Source organism: Sphingomicrobium clamense (assembly GCF_019264355.1).
Lineage (GTDB): Bacteria > Pseudomonadota > Alphaproteobacteria > Sphingomonadales > Sphingomonadaceae > Sphingomicrobium > Sphingomicrobium clamense.
In genome coordinates this window covers 354,914-371,657 of sequence record NZ_JAHVAH010000001.1, presented here as the reverse complement: position 1 = coordinate 371,657, position 16,744 = coordinate 354,914, and the positions used below count along the sequence as shown (strand labels likewise).

The following is a 16,744-nucleotide window of genomic DNA, read 5'->3' as shown; positions in this document are numbered from 1 at the left end:
ACAGGAGAAGACAGCGTCATGGCCAGCAACCCGCAGTTCGTCGAAATCCCCGGCATCGAGACCGAGGGACTCTACCGCTATCGCGAGCCCGAAACCCCGCACAAGCTGCAGGTCGCCTTTCTCGACCCCGCCAAACAGGAAACCTACGAGGCCCGCCTCCGCGCTGCCCTGGTCGCAGGCCAATATGACCGCGTCGCAGCCGAGCTGGAGCAGCAACTGGCCGGGTTCGAAGGCCGCACCGCGCGCTTCGCCAAGGCCTGCCGCGTCGAGGATATCGTCATCGACGGCTGGGCCGACCTCGCCGAAATCCTCGAGGAATATGAAGGTCCCGCGGTCACCTGCATCACCGCAGGCCTGTTCAACGCGCCCGACCTCGTTTTCGGCAAGGGGCAGGAATACGAGCCCGACTTGCTGTTCAACCTCTACAGCGACGACGAGTACCAGTTCCTCGACCGCGACAATGACGCGCTCCTCGCCGAGTGCGGCGAAGACAATCCCGGCTGGGTCGGGCACGAGGAAGACGTCGAATTCTACGTCACCGTCGCTGGCCTTGCGCCGCTCAACACGTGTCTTATCCAGTGCCGCCACCGCATCTACGACCGCGGGGCGCCCGACGCGCTCACCGACCGCGCGCCCGGTGGCTACGTCGAATATGTGCTCGCCTGCTGGCTGCGCACGACCCGCTTCCTTCAGGCGATGGCGCGCGAAATCGAAACGCTCGGCCTGCCCGAGGGCGCGCGGCTGATCGTCGGCGCGTTCGGGCTCGACGCAGACCTCGCCGCCGTCATCGGCGAGCGGACGGAGCGCAGCGCACCTGCCAAGAGCAATAATGACGGCCTCGCCACGCTCACCATCACCAACTGGGAACGCGGCGCCGCGAGCGAAGAGGAAGAGGAACAGTCGACCGGCAGCTCATTGCGCCAGCGCCTGTCCGAAGAGCCCGCGCCTGCCGCGCCGGCAACGACGCCCGAACCTGCCAACGATCCAGCGCCGGGCAGCAGCAGGTTCTTCAACCGCCTGTTCAGTCGCGCCTGACGCCGGCCTTTTCGAGTTCGGGGCCGAGCTTTCCGATGAGCGCCAGCCCCCACATCTTGAAGTCCGCGGCCAGCGACCAGAGCGGATAAGTGAAGGTCGCGGGGCGGTTCTTCTCGATCGTGAAATGCGCGACCCAGGCGAAGAAATAGCCCGCCACCGGCATTGCCGCCGCGAGCACCCATTTGCCCGTCACTACCGCAGCGACGAATAGCGCCACGACCAACGTCGTCCCGACATAATGCAGCGCGCGGGTGTGCACCTTGGAATGTTCGCGCAGGTAGAAGGGCCAGAAGTCGGCAAAAGTCTGATAGCGGTCCATGGCCGCAAATTGTCACGGCAAAGCCCCACTGTCGAGTATCTCGCGATTCCGTTCAGGGATTGGTTATGCTAACTCTGGTTAACCGGAGTTCCACGGCTTGGAGGGCAGATGCTACTCGACCTGCGGGAGATGGATGACCATGCGCACCTCGAGTCACAGGTGTGCATCGTCGGGGCGGGGGCTGCCGGGATCAGCCTCGCGCGCAGGCTAGCGAGCCAGAGCGTCGACGTCCTGCTGCTCGAAAGTGGCGGTGCCGATCATGAAGATGCGGTGCAAGATCTCGCAAAGGGCGAAACGCAAGGCCACGACTATTGGGAGCTTCGCGAGGCGCGTCTGCGATTCTTTGGCGGCACGACCGCGATCTGGGGCGGGCGTTGTGCCGAATTCGATCCCAACGATTTCGATCGCCGGCCTTGGCTGGCCCATTCGGGTTGGCCGATATCGAAAAGCGACCTCGACCCCTTTTATGCCGACGCGCGCGCGGCGATGGGTTTGCCCCCGCGCCAGTGTGCCGACGAGATCTGGGCCTCGCTCGGCGAGACACCGCCGCAGTTCGAGCCGGGCGGCCTCGTCTCCGACTTTTGGCAATTCACGCCTTCGAGCGAACAGTTCACGCTGCGCCGGTGCGGCGACCTAGTGGAAAGCGACAAGGTCCGCATCCTCCTCCACGCGACGCTGACGTCGATCGAGCGCAGCCACGACGGTCGCTCGATCGAGACGATCGGCATCGGCGATGTCAGCGGGCGCCGGGCAACCGTGTCCGCGCGCCACTTCGTGCTGGCCGCAGGCGGGATCGAAAATGCACGCCTGCTCCTTGCCTGCGATATCGGCAACGAACATGACCAGGCCGGACGCTATTTCATGGAACATCCGCACGCGCGCGGCGGCGAGATCGTGTCGGGGAAATTGTGGAAGATCCTGCGGCAGTTCGGGCGCCACCTACGCGATCCGGAGGGGCACAAGCATGCCGCACTGATCCGCCCCTCGGCCGAGATGCAAGAACGCGAAGGCATCTTGGGAAGCGCCTTCACGCTCGGCGCGTGCCAGCGTGAACAGGCGCGCGAGATCGCGACCATGCGCGCCTACAACAAGATGCGCCACGACCTCAGCCCCAGCGCCCGCAACCGCGCGCTCTGGCTGACCGCCAAGAAGATCGTGTTGCGCGGGCACGAAGTCTTCGACCCGCTGCGGTCGAAACTATTGGTGATGAGCGGCTGGAGCGCCACTCCCGTCATCCGCGCCGAGCAGGCGCCCAATCCGGACAGCCGCATCACGCTGGGCGAAAGTACCGACGCGCTCGGTATGCGCGAGGCGCGGCTCGACTGGCGCTTTTCCGACATCGACAAGCGCACCGTCCGCGTGATGATGAAGCGATTTGCGCGCGAGCTGGAGCGTCTCGGCATCGGTCGCTTCGAACTCGATCCGTGGATCGAACGCAGCGACGAGATCTGGCACAGCGACCCGCTCGTCTGCTCGCATTACAAAGGCGGCTATCATCACATGGGCACGACGCGCATGTCGGCCAGCCCGCGCGACGGGGTCGTCGATGCCGAATGCCGCGTGCACGGTGTCGAGAACCTGCATGTCGCGGGCAGTTCATTATTTACGACGTCGGGCTGGGCCAACCCCACGCTCGGGATTGTCGCGCTGGCCTATCGCAGCGCGGATTACATCGCTCGGGAGATCAGCCGGCCGCAGGCGCAAGCACGCTTGCGCAAGGCAAGCTAGCTTCTTTCGGCGAGCTCTCGCACTGCGGCGAGTGTCTTGGCGACATGTTCCTCGTGCCCCATCTCGCTATGCACCATTGCGATCGTGCCGTCCTGCGCGATGACGTAGGACGTGCGGTCGGTCATCGGCGTCACGCTGTCGACGACCGGCATGGCGACATCATAGGCCTCGACGATCTCGTCGGTGGCGCGCGCCATGGGCACGATCGAGCGGCACTCCTCGGTCGAGAAGCGCGACAGCGTGTCGAGGTCGTCGGTCGACAGGCCCACGACCCGCGCGCCGGCCTTGCGGAACTCGGGCATGGCATCGGCAAACGCCTTGCTCTCGAGCGTGCAACCCTTGGTGAAAGCCTTGGGGAAGAAATAGAGGACGACCGGGCCGTGCTTGAGCTGTTCGGACAGCTGCAGGCGGAACATGTCGCCGCCCAATGCGCCCATCGTCTTGAAATCAGGAGCCTTGGCCCCTTCGGCGAGCTGCGCGAGCGCAGGTGAGGCAAAGCCCACCATCGCCGCGATTCCCATGAACATGCCCATCAATCGACGCATCGTGTTTCCCCTCAACTTCCTGTCGTCCAATGTGGCAGGGCGCCGCCGATGAGTCACGACAGGATTTGGGCCATGCTCGATCCGTCCGGAAATAGCGCTTTTCCCGGGTGCTTGGGATGGAGCGTTTTGAAGAACTCGATCCCCACCGCCATGTCCGCTTCATAGTCGCCGGTCGGCATGATCACGGGGCCGAAGATTCCGCGCTTGCGCTTATAATCGGGGCCCACGAATACGATCGGCACCTGCGCCTTCTCCGCGATCCGGTAGAATCCGGTTTTCCAGTTCGTGTTGGGCGAGCGCGTTCCTTCAGCGGCGACGACCAGCGCGAACTCGTCATGCGCCTCAAACTGGTCGACCATCTGCGCGACCATGTCCTTGCGCGCCGACCGATCCACCGGCACGCCGCCAAGCCCGCACATGAAGCCCCTCATCGGCCATTTGAAGAGCGTGTTCTTTCCCATGAAGCGCGGACGGATCCCGAAATCGTCGGTCACGCCCAGGAAGACGATGAAATCCCAGTTGGAGGTGTGGTTGGCGCCGCAGATGACGAACTTCTTGGCATCGGGCAGCGCGCCCTCGGTTTTCCATCCCGTCATTCGATAAAGGCCGATGAGGACCCACCGCACGAAGCGCGAGGACCAGCTCAAGCGGGCATCGGGGTCGCAGACGACAGCAGCCATGCGTCCTTGTTGGCCAAGCCTGCCGACTTGGCAAGAGGTGGCTAGTTCGCGGCCGGGCGGACCGACCGGTTGACGCCGTGGAGGAAGGCCGTCTGGCCGACCAGCGTATAGATTGGTTTGAACCTCTTGGGCGCATCGCGGCGGACGATGCCGTCATCGTCGAGCATCAGCCATTGGCCGCCCGAGCGCACTGCGGCGATGGCGTGATCGCCGCGAACGCTATCGGTGCCCACGATCAGGGCAAGCCGGTCGCGCGGCACGCCGAGACTGGAAAGTGCTGCCAGCTTGAGCAGCGCGATATCTTCGCAGTCGCCGGCGCGCCGCGCCAACGTCTCCTTCGCGCTCGCCCAATGATCCGACCGGCCCCACAGGATATCGTCACGGCGATAGGCGATGAGCTCACCGACGATCGATTGGACGAAGGCGATCTGTCGGCGCTCGTCGAGACCGGCAACCGGCGAGACGAGGCGGTCGAGCCGCGCGGACGACGCGATGAGGTCTGGCATCGAGCGGCCCCGATCGTGAATGGCACCATTCGCCACCAGCAACCCGTTCGCGAACGGCAATCGGGCGCGCGCGTCGGCTTCGCTCGGATAGGCCTGCGCCGGTGACGATAGCAATGTCAGGAAAAGCAGCCCCGGCAGGAGCTGCGCACGCTTGAAATTCAGCACTGAAGCCCGATCATCTTCCCCGCGGTGCCGTCTTGGCATCGCCTCCCGAAGCCAGTCATCGGCAGAAGGCTGGACCATTCAAGCCGTTGGTAAACAGTAATTTTCCGGTTGTCGGCGAATGGTTGACCTGGCGCGACGAATGGTCGCTAAGGACTAAAGAAGCTTGAGCAAGCGATCGGCGGCAATTGCCGCTTCCCGCGCAGCCCGGTCGAGATTGCGCTGGAAATCCGCAACACTGCCCACATCGGCCGCATCGCTGACCGAGCGGATGCCTGCCCAGGGCACGCCGAACATGTACGCCACCTGCGCGATCGCGCCGGTCTCCATGTCGATCAGTTCACCGTCGAGCGTCTGGCCTAGCTCGACGGCCTGCGCCTCATCCTCGAGGAAACAGTCGCCGGTCAGGATCCGCGCCTTCGGCAGGCCGAGGCCGGGATCGTCGATCGACGTATAGGCTTCGAGTTCGCTGTCGCCGAAGGGAAGACTGCCCGCGCAATATCTGGCAAATTCGTTGGGTCGCCGTGCGCCATAGTCATGCTGGACCGCCTCGACGATCCAGTGGGGACCGAGCGCACCTTCGCAAAGCCGTCCGGCGACTCCCAGGCTGACGAGCAGGTCGCAGCCATGATCGATGAGGCAGGCTGCAGCGATCGACGCGTTCACCTTGCCGATGCCGGAGCAGGCGACGGTGAAATCGCCGTCGTGCCGGCAATAGAATGGCCGGTTGCTGTCGACTTCGCCCTGGCCCGGTCGAAATGCCTGCGCCTCCTCGAGGAGCCCACTGATCAGGCCGACGCGTTGCGGCTTTCCCCCACCGAGCTTGGGTTCGGTCACTTCGCTATCCCTTCTGGCCGCGAGGCCACTCGCAGTCGAACCGGTCCGGGCTTAGAAGATCGCCGGAATGATCCATACGAGCGACATGGCGATCACGATGAGCAGGAGCGAAATGCCCAGCACCCAGCGCACGACATGCGGTTTCGAGGCGCCCGTGGCCTCTTCTTCATTGAGATGAACTTCGTCGCCGTGGCGTTCCATCGTTCGACCCTTTCCTTTATTCGGCCAACCCTCGGGTTTCGCCTTTGGTTGCAGGACACAGACTTAATCTCGTAGCGTCAAGCCTTATGTCGCCTAGGCGACACAATGTTCGCGTTCGAAAGAGGCTATATTTCGTTGCATTCCCGCCATAAGCTTCGCTCCGTGACCGGTCTTCTCACCCACGCCGCGATGGAGCCGCGCCGATGATCGGCCTGCCCACCCTGCACGCCGCACTCGCCCTGCTGGTTGCCACGGGGATGTTCGTGGCATTCGCCACCAACCGCTTCCGCATCGAAATCATCTCGCTGATGACGATCGGTGTGATTGCGCTGATGCTCTATCTGTTCCCGATCCCGGGCACTGCGCCCAAGGACGGGCTGGCGCTGGCTTTTGGCGGGTTCGGGCACACCGCGCTGATCACCATTTCCGCGCTGATGGTGATGGGGCGGGGGCTGGTCGTGACCGGCGCGCTGCAGCCGGCGGCGCGTGCGCTCGGAAGCGTCTGGCGGGTCAACCAGCATCTCGGGCTGCTCGTCACGCTCGGGCTCGCCATGGGAGCGAGCATGGTGGTCAACGACACGCCGGTGCTGGTCCTTCTCATTCCGATCATGGTGCAACTGGCGCAGAGCGGCGCGATGCCGGCGTCCAAAACGCTCATCCCGCTCAACGCCGCGATTTTGATTGGCGGGATGGCGACGACGATCGGCACCTCTACCAACCTGCTCGTCGTCTCGATCGCGGCGGATCTCGGCCTGCCCGAACTCAGTATTTTCCACTTCACCCATATCGTGATGATCGCGGCGCTCATTTGCCTGCCCTATATCTGGCTGATCATGCCGCGCCTGTTGCCCGACAATAGCGTCGAGGCGGGGCACGAACCGCGTCGCTTCATCGCCACGCTGCGCATCGGCACGTCGAGCTCCTATCTGGGCGAGACCGGCGAGGCGGTGGCGGAAAAGCTGCCAGAGGGCATCGATTTCATGAGCACCCCCGACACGATCCAGCCGGGCGGGCGCATTCCGGTCTTTGCGACCCCAGAGGGACTGCGCGAAGCCGCGCGCAAGCTCGGTGCGACCGCAGCACCACGCTGGCTGATCGAAAGGCTGCACCGCGACACGGCCAAGGCGGGCGACGACCTGATCGAGGCGGAAATGGCGTTGAGTGCGGACAGCCGCCTCGCCGGCCGCACGCTCCAGACCGCCGGAATCAAGGGCGTCGCGGTACTGGGCGTCGCGCAGGCGCCGAGCCGCGGCTTCGCCCCGCCGCGTGAGATGAGCGCCGAGGCGCGCCTGGCCGAAGGCGACATCTTGCTCGTGCTGGGACGCGAGCGCGACCTTCAGGAATTCGCGCAGGCGGAATCGCTGCTCATGCTCGACGGCGCCAAGCCCTTGCCGCGCACGTCGAAGGCCCTCACCGCCATCGCCATCATGGGCACCGCGGTCTTCCTCGCCTCGTTCGGGATCGTTCCGATCGCGATCTCCGCGCTGGCGGGCGCGATCGCGATGTTCATCACCAAGTGCGTGCATTTCGACAAGGTTGGGCGAGCGCTATCAGCCAAGGTCATCGTGCTGGTGGCCGCATCGATCGCCATCGGTCGGCTAATCTTCGACAGTGGTGCGGCGGAATATATGGGTCAGTTGCTTGCAGCCGGTATGGCCGGCCTTCCGGGCTCGATCGTGCTTGCAATGATCATGTTGTTCGTGACGCTGCTCACCAACTTCGCGTCGAATGCGACGGCGGCGGCGGTGGGGACTCCGATCGCGTTCAGCCTTGCGGGCCAGCTCGGGCTGCCGGTCGAGCCGCTGGTGCTCGCCGTGCTGTTCGGCTGCAACCTCTGCTACGCCACGCCCATCGCCTACCAGACCAACATGTTGATCATGGCGGAGGGCGATTATGAATTTCGGGATTATCTGAGGACGGGCATTCCGCTCGTCATCCTCATGGTAGTGAGCCTCTCCGTGATCCTGTCGATCACCTACGGGCTCTGACGCAAACCAGGAAAGTGGAAGGCCCGCGCCCGAGGAGGGACGCGGACCTGCCGGGGTGGCCTCAGGCGGCGTCCGCCAGCAGGCCGGTCAGGATGTAGAACAGGATGACGATTCCGCCGGTAAGGAGCGTCAGTCCGACGAGACCGAGGCGAATGAGAAGCGCATCGACACCGGTATAGTCGGCAAGACCCGCAGCCACGCCCATGATCTTGGCTTCGCTTTTCTTGACCAGGAATTTGTTGGCCATGGTTGGATACTCTCTTTCTTGACTGGTGGAGGAATTAGACGATCGGCATCGGGCTGACGGCGGCGCTGACGAAGAGCGAAGCGGACAGGACCGAAAGGATGATCGAAAGGATCGCATTTTTGGGGGCAACATCTGCAAGCATTGGTCTTTTCCTTTTTTCATGAACCCGTGATTGGGCTCGCCATACACAATGCATAGGGCGTGCCAGTTTGAAAAAGTCGTCATTTTTCAATGATAGACGAAAATTGCACGCTCCAATTGGCGGGAATTCCCACGCAGGGTTGGTAAAAAACCCCACCAACTTGTGGTCGACGGCGCCAAACCCTACCTCCCCGTCATGCGGAGCGGGCCCAACAGCGTGAAATCGAGCGAAGACGGCGGCAGCCTGTCCACCTTGTGGCGTTTCCTGCCGATGCTCTGGCCAAAGGGCGAGCCGGCTTTGCGCATTCGCGTCATCGTCTCGCTGGCGCTGGTGCTGCTTAGCAAGGCGGCGGTGCTGTCAGTCCCCTTCGCCTACAAGGCGATCATCGACGGCATGGCGGTCGAGAACGAGGCCGCGACCATCGTCGTCGGGACCGTCGCTGCCTATGCGAGCCTCTACTTCGCCTCCACCCTGATCGACAATGTTCGCAATGCGATCTTCGAGCGCGTGGGCCAGGACGCGGCTCGGCGGCTCGCCAGCCGACTGTTCCGCCACATCCACAACCTGTCGCTGCGCTTTCATCTCGAACGGCGTACGGGCAGCCTGACTCGGATCGTCGAGCGCGGGACCAAGAGTATCGACTCGATGCTCTACTTCGTGCTGTTCAACATCGCCCCGACCTTTATCGAGCTGGCGGGCATCGCGGTCATCTTCACGCTCCAGTTCGGCTTCGGCCTGACCGCGGCCACGCTGGCGATGACGGTCGTCTATATTGTCTTCACCCGCCGCGTGACCGAGTGGCGCGTCGCCATCCGGCGCGAAATGAACGAGGTCGACCAGCAAGCGGCCCAGCGCGCGGTCGACAGTCTGCTGAATTTCGAAACGGTCAAATATTTCGGCGCCGAAGCGCGCGAGGCGGGCCGCTACGACCGGTCGATCAAGTCCTACACGGACGCCGCGGTGAAAACCGAGACCAGCCTCGCCTGGCTCAACATGGGGCAGGCGCTGATCACGACGCTGATGCTCGGCGGGGCGATGGCCTATACCGTCTATGGTTGGGGCGAGGGTCGCTTCACGCCGGGCGACGTGGTTCTGGTCAACTCGCTGCTGCTCCAGCTTTTCCGGCCACTCAACATGCTTGGCTGGGTCTATCGCTCGATAAAGCAGGGGCTGATTGACATGGAGCAGATGTTCTCGCTGCTCGATACGCCCGCCGAGATCGAAGACGTGCCGGGCGCCGGGCCGTTGATCGTCGATGAAGGCCATATCCGCTTCGAGAGCGTCCGGTTCGCCTATGAGGACGGGCGCGACATTCTGTGCGGGCTCGACCTCGACGTGCCGGCCGGAAGCAGCGTTGCGATCGTCGGGCCGTCAGGTGCCGGCAAGTCGACGCTCGCGCGGTTGCTTTATCGCTTCTACGAACCGACTGCGGGACGGATCACGATCGATGGACAGGAACTGCGCGAAGTGACGCAGGAAAGCCTGCGCGCCGCGATCGGCATCGTTCCGCAGGACACCGTGCTGTTCAACGACACGATCGGCTACAATATCGGCTATGGCCGCGACGGCGCCGCACAAGACGAGATCGAGGCGGCCGCGGAAGGTGCTGCAATCAACTCGTTCATCGCCGAGCTGCCCGACGGCTACGAGACCAAGGTGGGGGAACGGGGCCTCAAGCTGTCAGGCGGCGAGAAGCAGCGCGTCGCAATCGCGCGCACGCTCTTGAAGGATCCGCCGATCCTGATCCTCGACGAGGCCACCAGCGCGCTCGACAGCCGGACCGAGGACGCGATCCAGTCGACGCTATCCAACGTGATGCGCAAGCGCACGACGCTGGTGATTGCGCATCGCCTCTCGACGGTGACCGACGCCGACCAGATTGTCGTGCTCGACGGCGGCAAGGTTGCCGAGCGCGGCACGCATGACGAACTGTTGGCTAAGGGCGGTCTTTACGCGGACCTATGGGCGCGGCAGGCGGCCGAGCGCGCGTTAGAACAGGCCGCCGCCGAATAGCCTATTCTTCGATATACTCGCAGTAGGTCGCGCCATATTGCGCTTCCTCGAGCCCGGCTTCCTTAGCCGCTTCCTCGTTGGGATAGCGGTTGCCGTTCTCGTCGCAGATTTCCATCGCGGTTTCTTCTTCGCTCGCCATGGGCTCCATCGCGCCGTCGGTCGCTTCGACCTCCTCGACCGCTTCTTCGGTCGCTTCGGCGGTCGTCTCGTCTGCGCTGTCGCAAGCCGACAGCATCAGCAGCGACGCACCCATTGCGCCGGCGAGGATGCGGCCGCGTGCCGCCGAATGAAGAATGCGAACCATGTTTACTCTCCTATGACGAGTCGCCGAATTGGCGCCGCGCTACGTTATGGACTGGTGCAGCGATGGTCTACCCGACGGCTTGCGCGGCGGAATCGGCTTTGCGATAGCTGGTGCCAGCAGGCGGATAGGGGCAGGCATTGCAATACCGGTTCGGACCGTTTCACTTCGACCCAACGGATCGCCGACTGACCCGCGACGGCGTGCCGGTCGACCTCTCGTCGCGCTATCTCGACGCTCTCGCGTTGATGATTGCCGTGCCCGGCACGCTGATCACCAAACAGCGCTTTATGGACGAGGTGTGGAAGGGCGTGCCGGTCACGGACGAAGCGCTGACCCAGGCGATCCGCGCCTTGCGTAAGGCGCTCGATGACGACGCCGCCAATCCTCGCTGGATCGAGACGGTGCCCAAGCACGGCTATCGCTTCGTTGGCGAGCTGGAAGGCGGGTCATCGCGGCCCATGGCCGGTATCTGGTCGACGGGCGTCGCCGGGGCGGCGGGTGGCGCGGTGGCGGGCGTGCTCGGCGGGTTCGCCTATGCTCTGGCGGGGTGGGGGAACGCCTTTCTCGTGCTGGTGGTGCTGACCGGACTGCTTGGCGCCATCGGGGGTGCCGGGATCGGCCTGGGCATCGGTGTCGCGCGCTCTATCGCTTCAGCTTCGATGGTCAGCACCGTAGCTGGGGGCGCTGCGGGCGGCCTCATCGTCGGCGCGCTCGCGCGGCTGATCGGGATCGATGCTTTCACCTTGTTTTTCGGTAAGGCACCCATGGCGATGACCGGGGCGCTTGAGGGGCTCATCCTTGGCGCGGCAGTCGGGCTGGTCGTTGCGCGCGCGCCGCAGCGGCGGCGGAGTCTGTTCCTTCTGACGGCGCTGGCGGGCGGAGTGGCAGGCTTGACGATCGCGGCGCTGGGCGGGCGCTTGATGGCGGGAAGCCTTTCTTTGCTGTTTGCGACCTTCCCCGAAACGGGGATCGATTTCGCGATGCCGTTCACCTTCCCGGGCGGTTTGTGGGTGACCGTCGGCGTGACAACGATCGAGGCGATCGCGTTCGTGGCACTCGCGTCCCTGGCGCTTTCGTCGGTCGAAAAAGGCGCCCGCCAACCTTGACAATTCGCCCTTGTCGGCCATCGTCGGGACTCGGAAGGCGGTGGCGTATGGTATTGAAATCGAAAGCTTCCGGGCGAAATCTGTGGCTCCTTGCCGGGGCTGCATCGCTGGCGGCATGTGGCGGCGGCGGTTCGAGCGGCAGCACGCGGCCGAGCCCCACGCCGACACCGACACCCACCCCCACGCCGGCGCCCCGCAGCACCGCAACGCAACAGGAGCTAACGCAGGAGACCAACCGCTCCAACTTCGTGCTGACTTCGGGCGCGGACCATGCGCACGAGCGCGGATTCACGGGCGCCGGCGAGTTGGTCGCGATCATGGACACGGGCGCGCTGAGCTTCCTCCAGAACCTGGACGACAATAGCGGGACGGGCCCCGATGCCGACGACCTCGTGTTCGAGGACCGGCTACATCCCGAGAGCAAGAAGCTGTGGGGCGACGACACGCCCGATGACTTCACCCAACACGGTACCATCGTCACCGCAGTGATCGGCGCGGCGCGCGACGGGCGCGGGATCACCGGCGTCGCCTATGGCGCGGACCTGCTCTATTACGATTATGGCGACTATTGCCTCGACAGTTACTGCGACGAAGACGACTGGCAGGAAAGCTTCGAGCGCTATCGCGTCGGCATGCAGGAAGCGATCGATCTGGGCGCGACGGTGATGAACTTCTCGCTGTCCGAAGAACGCTTCCCTGTGCGCATGATCCCGACCGTGGCCAATGCGGTGGCGGCGGACATGGTCATGGTTATGTCGGCGGGCAATGACAGCGATCCCGACCCAAGCCCGATGGCGGTCGAACTGGCGCGCATGGCGCCCGACCACACGATCATCGCCGGCGCGCTGCAGCCCGACAATATTACCCCCGCCAGCTTCACCGCTTTCGCGGGCGTGGCGATGGACAATTACCTGATGGCGCAGGGCGTGAGCGTGCGCACCTACGACAATGACGGGAATTTGATCCCGACCAACGGCACGTCGCTGTCGGCGCCGATCATCTCGGGCGCAGTGGCGCTACTGGCCGAGGCATTTCCCAACCTGACCGGTGCCGACATCGTCGACATCCTGTTCGACAGCGCGATCGATGCGGGGGACCCTGGCGTCGACCCGATCTACGGGCAGGGTATCCTCGACATCGAAGCTGCCTTCCAGCCGCTGGGCACGACATCGGTCGCGGGCAGCGGACGCGAGGCGTTGAGCCTGTTCGGAAACCACGCATCGCCGGCGATGGGCGATGCGAGCGGGATGCTCGAAGGCGTAACGATCACCGACAAATATGATCGTGCGTTCAGCGCGGATCTGGGCGGGTTTGCCAGCCGGGCCGGGCTGGCGACGCCGCTTCGCGGTTTGGCACAGCAGGGCGTCGAGGCGAAAGCGATCGAACTGGGCGGACACCGTTTCGGCTTTGCCACGGTGGAGCGTCCTTCAGTTCATGGCGAAGCCGACGAAAAGCGCATCCTGTCGGCCGAGATCGACCTCAAGATCGCCGAGGCCTGGCGGCTGGGCCTGACGATGGGGCAGGGCATCGACAGGTCGACGCAAGGCGAGGCCGTGCAAGCCAACTTCCTGACCGATGGAGCCAGCCAGCGCAGCGGCTTCCATGCCACCGACATGGTCGGCGCGTCGGTGCAGCACCGGCTGGACAGTCTGGAACTGGTCGCGGGCATGGAGACGGGGCGGGTCGACCGTGCCGAGCTTCCGTGGGTCGCGCAGGAGCAGGACCGCTATCGCCGGATGTCGATCGGCGCGGCGCGCGATGTCGGTCCGGTAGCGCTACGTGTCGGCATCACCCGTCTCGAAGAGGAGGAGACGATCCTCGGCGGCTCGCTCGCGATGCTCAGCGACGGAGCGATCAGCCACTTCCTCGACCTCGGCGCTGCGGTCGAACTCGGACGCTGGACGCTGGCGGGCGAATGGCGTCGTGGGCGGACCGAGGCGCGCGGGCGCGACGCGCTGTTCACCGGTGGTCGGCTCGACAGCCAGGGCTGGGCGGTGGCGCTCGGCAAGGGGCCGTTCGGGCTTCGTGTCAGCCAACCGCTGCGCGTGGAGAATGGCGGGCTGATGGCAAATGCGCCGACGTCGTTCGATTATGTCACCATGACCCCGGGCACCGAACTGCGGCTGGTGTCGTTGACGCCGAGCGGGCGCGAGATCGACGTCGAGGCGACCTATGGCTGGAGCGTGCTGGGCGGGCGGCTCGATGCCAATGCCTTTTGGCGGCGCGAGCCGGGCCATATCGCGGCCATGCCCGACGACAAGGGGGTCGCGCTACGCTTCCGCAAGCCGCTGCGCTAGGGCGCGTTCCAGCGGATCATGATCATTGCGTCGCTCGCTCCGTCGGCGACGAAGAGTTCGGCGCGGCCATCGGCATCGATGTCACCAGCCGCAATCCCCCATGGCGCCGAGAGTGAGCCAAGCGGCAGGTCGACCAATTCCGGCTCGGCGTGGCTGCCGCGAAGCAGCGCAAGGCCGCCATTCCAGCTCGACACGCCAATGTCGGTGATCCCGTCGCCATCCATGTCGCCGCTCGCCAGCCCCTTGCCGCCCGAGGCCATGGCGAAGCGGTGCGTGGGGCGCTCGGCGAAGCCGCCCGTGCCGTCGCCCGCGTAGAGCAGGACATTGTCGCCGCCACCCTCGAGCGCGGCGACGATGTCGTCATGTCCATCGCCATTGATGTCCGCGACCAGCACGGCAAAGGCGCCGCTGGCGGCGAGCGTGATCGGCCCGTCGCGCGACGACAGCCGGACGGCGACATGGTCGGGGTTGGGAAGCACGAAGTCGATCGCGCCGTCGCCATCGAGATCGGCCAGGGCAAAGCCGAGATAGGGCGCGCCGCTGGCGTCCATCGTCTCGATCTCCCAGCCGTCGTCGCGCCGATGAAAGAAGAAGAGCTGCCCGCTCTCGGGGCTGTCGACCACGACATCCATCCGCCCGTCGCCGTCGAGGTCGGCAGGGCGCGCCATGTGCGGATGCGGTCCGAGCGCGTCGGGCAGGGCGATGCGTTCGGGCCGGCCGAACGCGCCCGCGCCGTCACCGTGAAGGATCGTCAGGAAGCGCTGTTCGTGATTGGCGATCAGCAGGTCGACATGGCCGTCTCCATCCATGTCGGCATCGGCCAGCCAATTGGGCATGGCGCCAGCGTCGATTGTGTGGCGCGGGGTGAGAAAAGCGTCGGCATCGCGCTGCCACACCGTGACCGTGCCGTGGTCCTGCGACGCCGTGATGAGGTCGGGGATGCCATCGGCGTCGATGTCCGCAACGAGCAGCGCATTCTCGCCACCGGTGGCTCGCATCTCCTCGATGACGAAAGAGAGGTCGGGATCAGGCGCCTCCGCCTGGCAGGCCGCCAGTGCGAGGCCAGTCATCGAGACGACGGCAGAGTGCATCGCGAAACTCCCTTTCCGTTTCGAGGCGCGCAGACTGTCGGGGCTACTCGATGACTGCCCCATGAACCCTAGGCCGCCGCCGTGGTCCAGCCGAGTGCGGGGATGGCGATCGAGCGCTTGCCCGACAGGTCGGTGCGGGTGACGATCAGCTCGCGGCTTTCGATGTAGGAGACGAGGCGGCGCGCGCGGCCGAGGCTGGCGGTGCCGTAGCTCTGCGCGATGTCTTCGTCCGAGGGGCAGGGGGCACCGTCGCGTGCGGCGCGCGCGAGCAGCAGATAGGGTCCAAGCATGTCCTCTGGGAGACCGTCTGCAGCAGCAATCGCGTCGCCCCATTCCTCGTCGAGTGAGGAGTAGATGCCCGCGCGTGCTGCAGATAGCCGGCGGGTGAATTCGGCGAGGTCGAGCGGAGCCTGCGGCACCCCACCCATGCGACATCGGACCGAAAAATCTTGGAATAGTAGGGAGGTGGGGCGGTTGGCGCTGTCCTCGTCGGCGACGATGTCTTCGAGCACCTTCGCGACGACGGCTGCGACCTCTTGCGGATCGGCCTCGGGCACGTCGGGCTGCGCGGCGTTGCGCTTGGCCTGCACCGACGCGGCAAGGTCAGCCATCATCTGTTCGGACGGGATGGGCTTGGGCTCGGCCTTGGGCGGGGGTGCGGGCATGGGCGCATCCTCGAGCCCGTCGAACAGCAGGCTGTCGACATTCTCGGGGGCCGCCTCGGGCAGCGGCATGAGCTTTGGCGTGCCTTCGCGCGGGCCGGTTTCGACCGCGCCAATCTTTACTTTCAGGGGGCGGCGGGTGATCGCGGGACCGAGACCGAGAAACTGTCCGCAATCGAGGTCGCGAATCTGCTCGGCCTGGCGCCGCTCCATGCCGAGCAGGTCGGCGGCACGCGCCATGTCGATATCGAGGAAAGTTCGGCCCATGAGAAAGTTTGAGGCTTCGGCCGCGACATTCTTGGCAAGCTTGGCGAGGCGCTGCGTCGCGATGATGCCGGCGAGCCCGCGCTTGCGGCCCCGGCACATGAGATTGGTCATCGCGCCGAGACTGGCGCGGCGAACTTCCTCGGGGACCTCTCCGCCGCTGGTCGGCGCGAACATCTGCGCTTCGTCGACGACGACCAGCATCGGAAACCAGTGATCGCGCGGGGCGTCGAACAGGCCGTTCAAGAAGGCGGCGGCGCAGCGCATCTGGCCGTCGGCTTCGAGCCCTTCAAGGCTGAGCACGACGGACAGGCGGTGCTCGCGGACGCGGGCGGCGAGCTTGGCGATTTCGGTCTCGCTATGGTCGGAAGCCTCGATGGCGACGTGGCCATATTTGTCGGCCAGCGTGACGAATTCGCCCTCGGGATCGACGATGACCTGCTGGACCTGTCCCGCGCTCTTCTCGAGCAAGCGGCGGAGAAGGTGCGACTTGCCGCTCCCGCTATTGCCCTGCACGAGCAGGCGGGTCGCGAGCAATTCTTCCAGATCGATGGTGACGGGCTGGCCCGAGAGGTCGGTGCCCATGTCTACGCTGACGGTCATTGGGGTGACTGTGG

General features: G+C 65.0%; 16 protein-coding genes. 6 read left to right on the top strand and 10 right to left on the bottom strand.

From position 1 onward, the window contains the following. Positions 1–18: 18 nt before the first annotated feature. Positions 19–1,035: a hypothetical protein gene (locus KTQ36_RS01810; RefSeq protein WP_218632064.1), complete on the top strand. Its 1,017-nt coding sequence runs from the start codon at positions 19–21 to the stop codon at positions 1,033–1,035. Here the strand turns inward: KTQ36_RS01810 and KTQ36_RS01805 are convergent. After that, a complete protein-coding gene (locus KTQ36_RS01805) occupies positions 1,022–1,354 on the bottom strand; it encodes an Mpo1-like protein (protein WP_218632063.1) in 333 nt (110 codons plus the stop codon). The two genes, KTQ36_RS01810 and KTQ36_RS01805, sit on opposite strands and share 14 nt — an antisense overlap. Before the next feature lie 108 nt (positions 1,355–1,462). Here KTQ36_RS01805 and KTQ36_RS01800 point away from each other — a divergent pair, with 108 nt between their 5' ends. After that, complete coding sequence (locus KTQ36_RS01800) at positions 1,463–3,082, top strand: FAD-dependent oxidoreductase (RefSeq protein WP_218632062.1); 1,620 nt, start codon at positions 1,463–1,465, stop codon at positions 3,080–3,082. Here the strand turns inward: KTQ36_RS01800 and KTQ36_RS01795 are convergent. The 5 genes from KTQ36_RS01795 to KTQ36_RS01775 all read right to left on the bottom strand — a co-directional run bounded on the left by KTQ36_RS01795 (position 3,079) and on the right by KTQ36_RS01775 (position 6,013). After that, positions 3,079–3,627: a peroxiredoxin gene (locus tag KTQ36_RS01795; RefSeq protein WP_218632061.1), complete on the bottom strand. Its 549-nt coding sequence runs from the start codon at positions 3,625–3,627 to the stop codon at positions 3,079–3,081. The two genes, KTQ36_RS01800 and KTQ36_RS01795, sit on opposite strands and share 4 nt — an antisense overlap. A 53-nt stretch (positions 3,628–3,680) precedes the next feature. After that, positions 3,681–4,307 carry a lysophospholipid acyltransferase family protein gene (locus KTQ36_RS01790; RefSeq protein ID WP_218632060.1) on the bottom strand — a complete coding sequence of 209 codons (627 nt, stop codon included), beginning with the start codon at positions 4,305–4,307 and terminating at the stop codon, positions 3,681–3,683. Positions 4,308–4,348: 41 nt separating this feature from the next. Beyond that, on the bottom strand, positions 4,349–4,978 hold the full coding sequence (locus KTQ36_RS01785) for a transglutaminase-like cysteine peptidase (protein WP_218632059.1): 630 nt from the start codon (positions 4,976–4,978) through the stop codon (positions 4,349–4,351). A 153-nt stretch (positions 4,979–5,131) separates the two neighbouring features. Next, the gene (locus tag KTQ36_RS01780; protein WP_218632058.1) at positions 5,132–5,812 is read right to left on the bottom strand and encodes a 5'-methylthioadenosine/S-adenosylhomocysteine nucleosidase; all 681 of its coding nucleotides are present in this window, start codon (positions 5,810–5,812) and stop codon (positions 5,132–5,134) included. Between the two features lie 51 nt (positions 5,813–5,863). Beyond that, entirely contained in the window at positions 5,864–6,013 is a 150-nt protein-coding gene (locus KTQ36_RS01775; protein WP_218632057.1) for a hypothetical protein, read from the bottom strand. A 203-nt stretch (positions 6,014–6,216) separates the two neighbouring features. Here KTQ36_RS01775 and KTQ36_RS01770 point away from each other — a divergent pair, with 203 nt between their 5' ends. Beyond that, positions 6,217–8,001 (top strand): SLC13 family permease, encoded by a 1,785-nt coding sequence (locus KTQ36_RS01770; protein ID WP_218632056.1) that lies wholly within the window; start codon positions 6,217–6,219, stop codon positions 7,999–8,001. Positions 8,002–8,062: 61 nt separating this feature from the next. Here the strand turns inward: KTQ36_RS01770 and KTQ36_RS01765 are convergent, their stop codons facing one another. Then, the gene (locus tag KTQ36_RS01765; RefSeq protein ID WP_218632055.1) at positions 8,063–8,248 is read right to left on the bottom strand and encodes a PspC domain-containing protein; all 186 of its coding nucleotides are present in this window, start codon (positions 8,246–8,248) and stop codon (positions 8,063–8,065) included. 337 nt (positions 8,249–8,585) lie between these two features. Between KTQ36_RS01765 and KTQ36_RS01760 the strand changes: the two genes are divergently transcribed. Next, a complete protein-coding gene (locus KTQ36_RS01760; RefSeq protein ID WP_218633775.1) occupies positions 8,586–10,403 on the top strand; it encodes an ABCB family ABC transporter ATP-binding protein/permease in 1,818 nt (605 codons plus the stop codon). A gap of 1 nt (position 10,404) precedes the next feature. On the opposite strand, the gene KTQ36_RS01755 is transcribed toward KTQ36_RS01760, so the two are convergent. Continuing rightward, on the bottom strand, positions 10,405–10,707 hold the full coding sequence (locus tag KTQ36_RS01755) for a hypothetical protein (RefSeq protein WP_218632054.1): 303 nt from the start codon (positions 10,705–10,707) through the stop codon (positions 10,405–10,407). 137 nt (positions 10,708–10,844) lie between these two features. On the opposite strand from KTQ36_RS01755, the gene KTQ36_RS01750 reads away from it, so the two are divergent. Together KTQ36_RS01750 and KTQ36_RS01745 are read left to right on the top strand one after the other, a co-directional pair. Continuing rightward, positions 10,845–11,813: a winged helix-turn-helix domain-containing protein gene (locus KTQ36_RS01750; protein ID WP_218632053.1), complete on the top strand. Its 969-nt coding sequence runs from the start codon at positions 10,845–10,847 to the stop codon at positions 11,811–11,813. Positions 11,814–11,860: 47 nt separating this feature from the next. After that, positions 11,861–14,110 (top strand): S8 family peptidase, encoded by a 2,250-nt coding sequence (locus KTQ36_RS01745; protein ID WP_218632052.1) that lies wholly within the window; start codon positions 11,861–11,863, stop codon positions 14,108–14,110. Here the strand turns inward: KTQ36_RS01745 and KTQ36_RS01740 are convergent. Both KTQ36_RS01740 and KTQ36_RS01735 read right to left on the bottom strand, forming a co-directional pair. Further along, on the bottom strand, positions 14,107–15,201 hold the full coding sequence (locus KTQ36_RS01740) for an FG-GAP repeat domain-containing protein (protein ID WP_218632051.1): 1,095 nt from the start codon (positions 15,199–15,201) through the stop codon (positions 14,107–14,109). The genes KTQ36_RS01745 and KTQ36_RS01740 overlap by 4 nt on opposite strands. A gap of 68 nt (positions 15,202–15,269) precedes the next feature. Continuing rightward, entirely contained in the window at positions 15,270–16,730 is a 1,461-nt protein-coding gene (locus tag KTQ36_RS01735) for a helicase HerA domain-containing protein (RefSeq protein WP_218632050.1), read from the bottom strand. Positions 16,731–16,744: the final 14 nt, after the last annotated feature.

What these genes read in the sequence shown, in the direction of transcription:
- KTQ36_RS01810 (WP_218632064.1), top strand. Translation starts at nt 19, where the DNA reads ATGGCCAGCAACCCGCAGTTCGTCGAAATCCCCGGCATCGAGACCGAG.
- KTQ36_RS01805 (WP_218632063.1), bottom strand. Translation starts at nt 1,354, where the DNA reads ATGGACCGCTATCAGACTTTTGCCGACTTCTGGCCCTTCTACCTGCGC.
- KTQ36_RS01800 (WP_218632062.1), top strand. Translation starts at nt 1,463, where the DNA reads ATGCTACTCGACCTGCGGGAGATGGATGACCATGCGCACCTCGAGTCA.
- KTQ36_RS01795 (WP_218632061.1), bottom strand. Translation starts at nt 3,627, where the DNA reads ATGCGTCGATTGATGGGCATGTTCATGGGAATCGCGGCGATGGTGGGC.
- KTQ36_RS01790 (WP_218632060.1), bottom strand. Translation starts at nt 4,307, where the DNA reads ATGGCTGCTGTCGTCTGCGACCCCGATGCCCGCTTGAGCTGGTCCTCG.
- KTQ36_RS01775 (WP_218632057.1), bottom strand. Translation starts at nt 6,013, where the DNA reads ATGGAACGCCACGGCGACGAAGTTCATCTCAATGAAGAAGAGGCCACG.
- KTQ36_RS01770 (WP_218632056.1), top strand. Translation starts at nt 6,217, where the DNA reads ATGATCGGCCTGCCCACCCTGCACGCCGCACTCGCCCTGCTGGTTGCC.
- KTQ36_RS01765 (WP_218632055.1), bottom strand. Translation starts at nt 8,248, where the DNA reads ATGGCCAACAAATTCCTGGTCAAGAAAAGCGAAGCCAAGATCATGGGC.
- KTQ36_RS01760 (WP_218633775.1), top strand. Translation starts at nt 8,586, where the DNA reads ATGCGGAGCGGGCCCAACAGCGTGAAATCGAGCGAAGACGGCGGCAGC.
- KTQ36_RS01755 (WP_218632054.1), bottom strand. Translation starts at nt 10,707, where the DNA reads ATGGTTCGCATTCTTCATTCGGCGGCACGCGGCCGCATCCTCGCCGGC.
- KTQ36_RS01745 (WP_218632052.1), top strand. Translation starts at nt 11,861, where the DNA reads ATGGTATTGAAATCGAAAGCTTCCGGGCGAAATCTGTGGCTCCTTGCC.
- KTQ36_RS01740 (WP_218632051.1), bottom strand. Translation starts at nt 15,201, where the DNA reads ATGCACTCTGCCGTCGTCTCGATGACTGGCCTCGCACTGGCGGCCTGC.
- KTQ36_RS01735 (WP_218632050.1), bottom strand. Translation starts at nt 16,730, where the DNA reads ATGACCGTCAGCGTAGACATGGGCACCGACCTCTCGGGCCAGCCCGTC.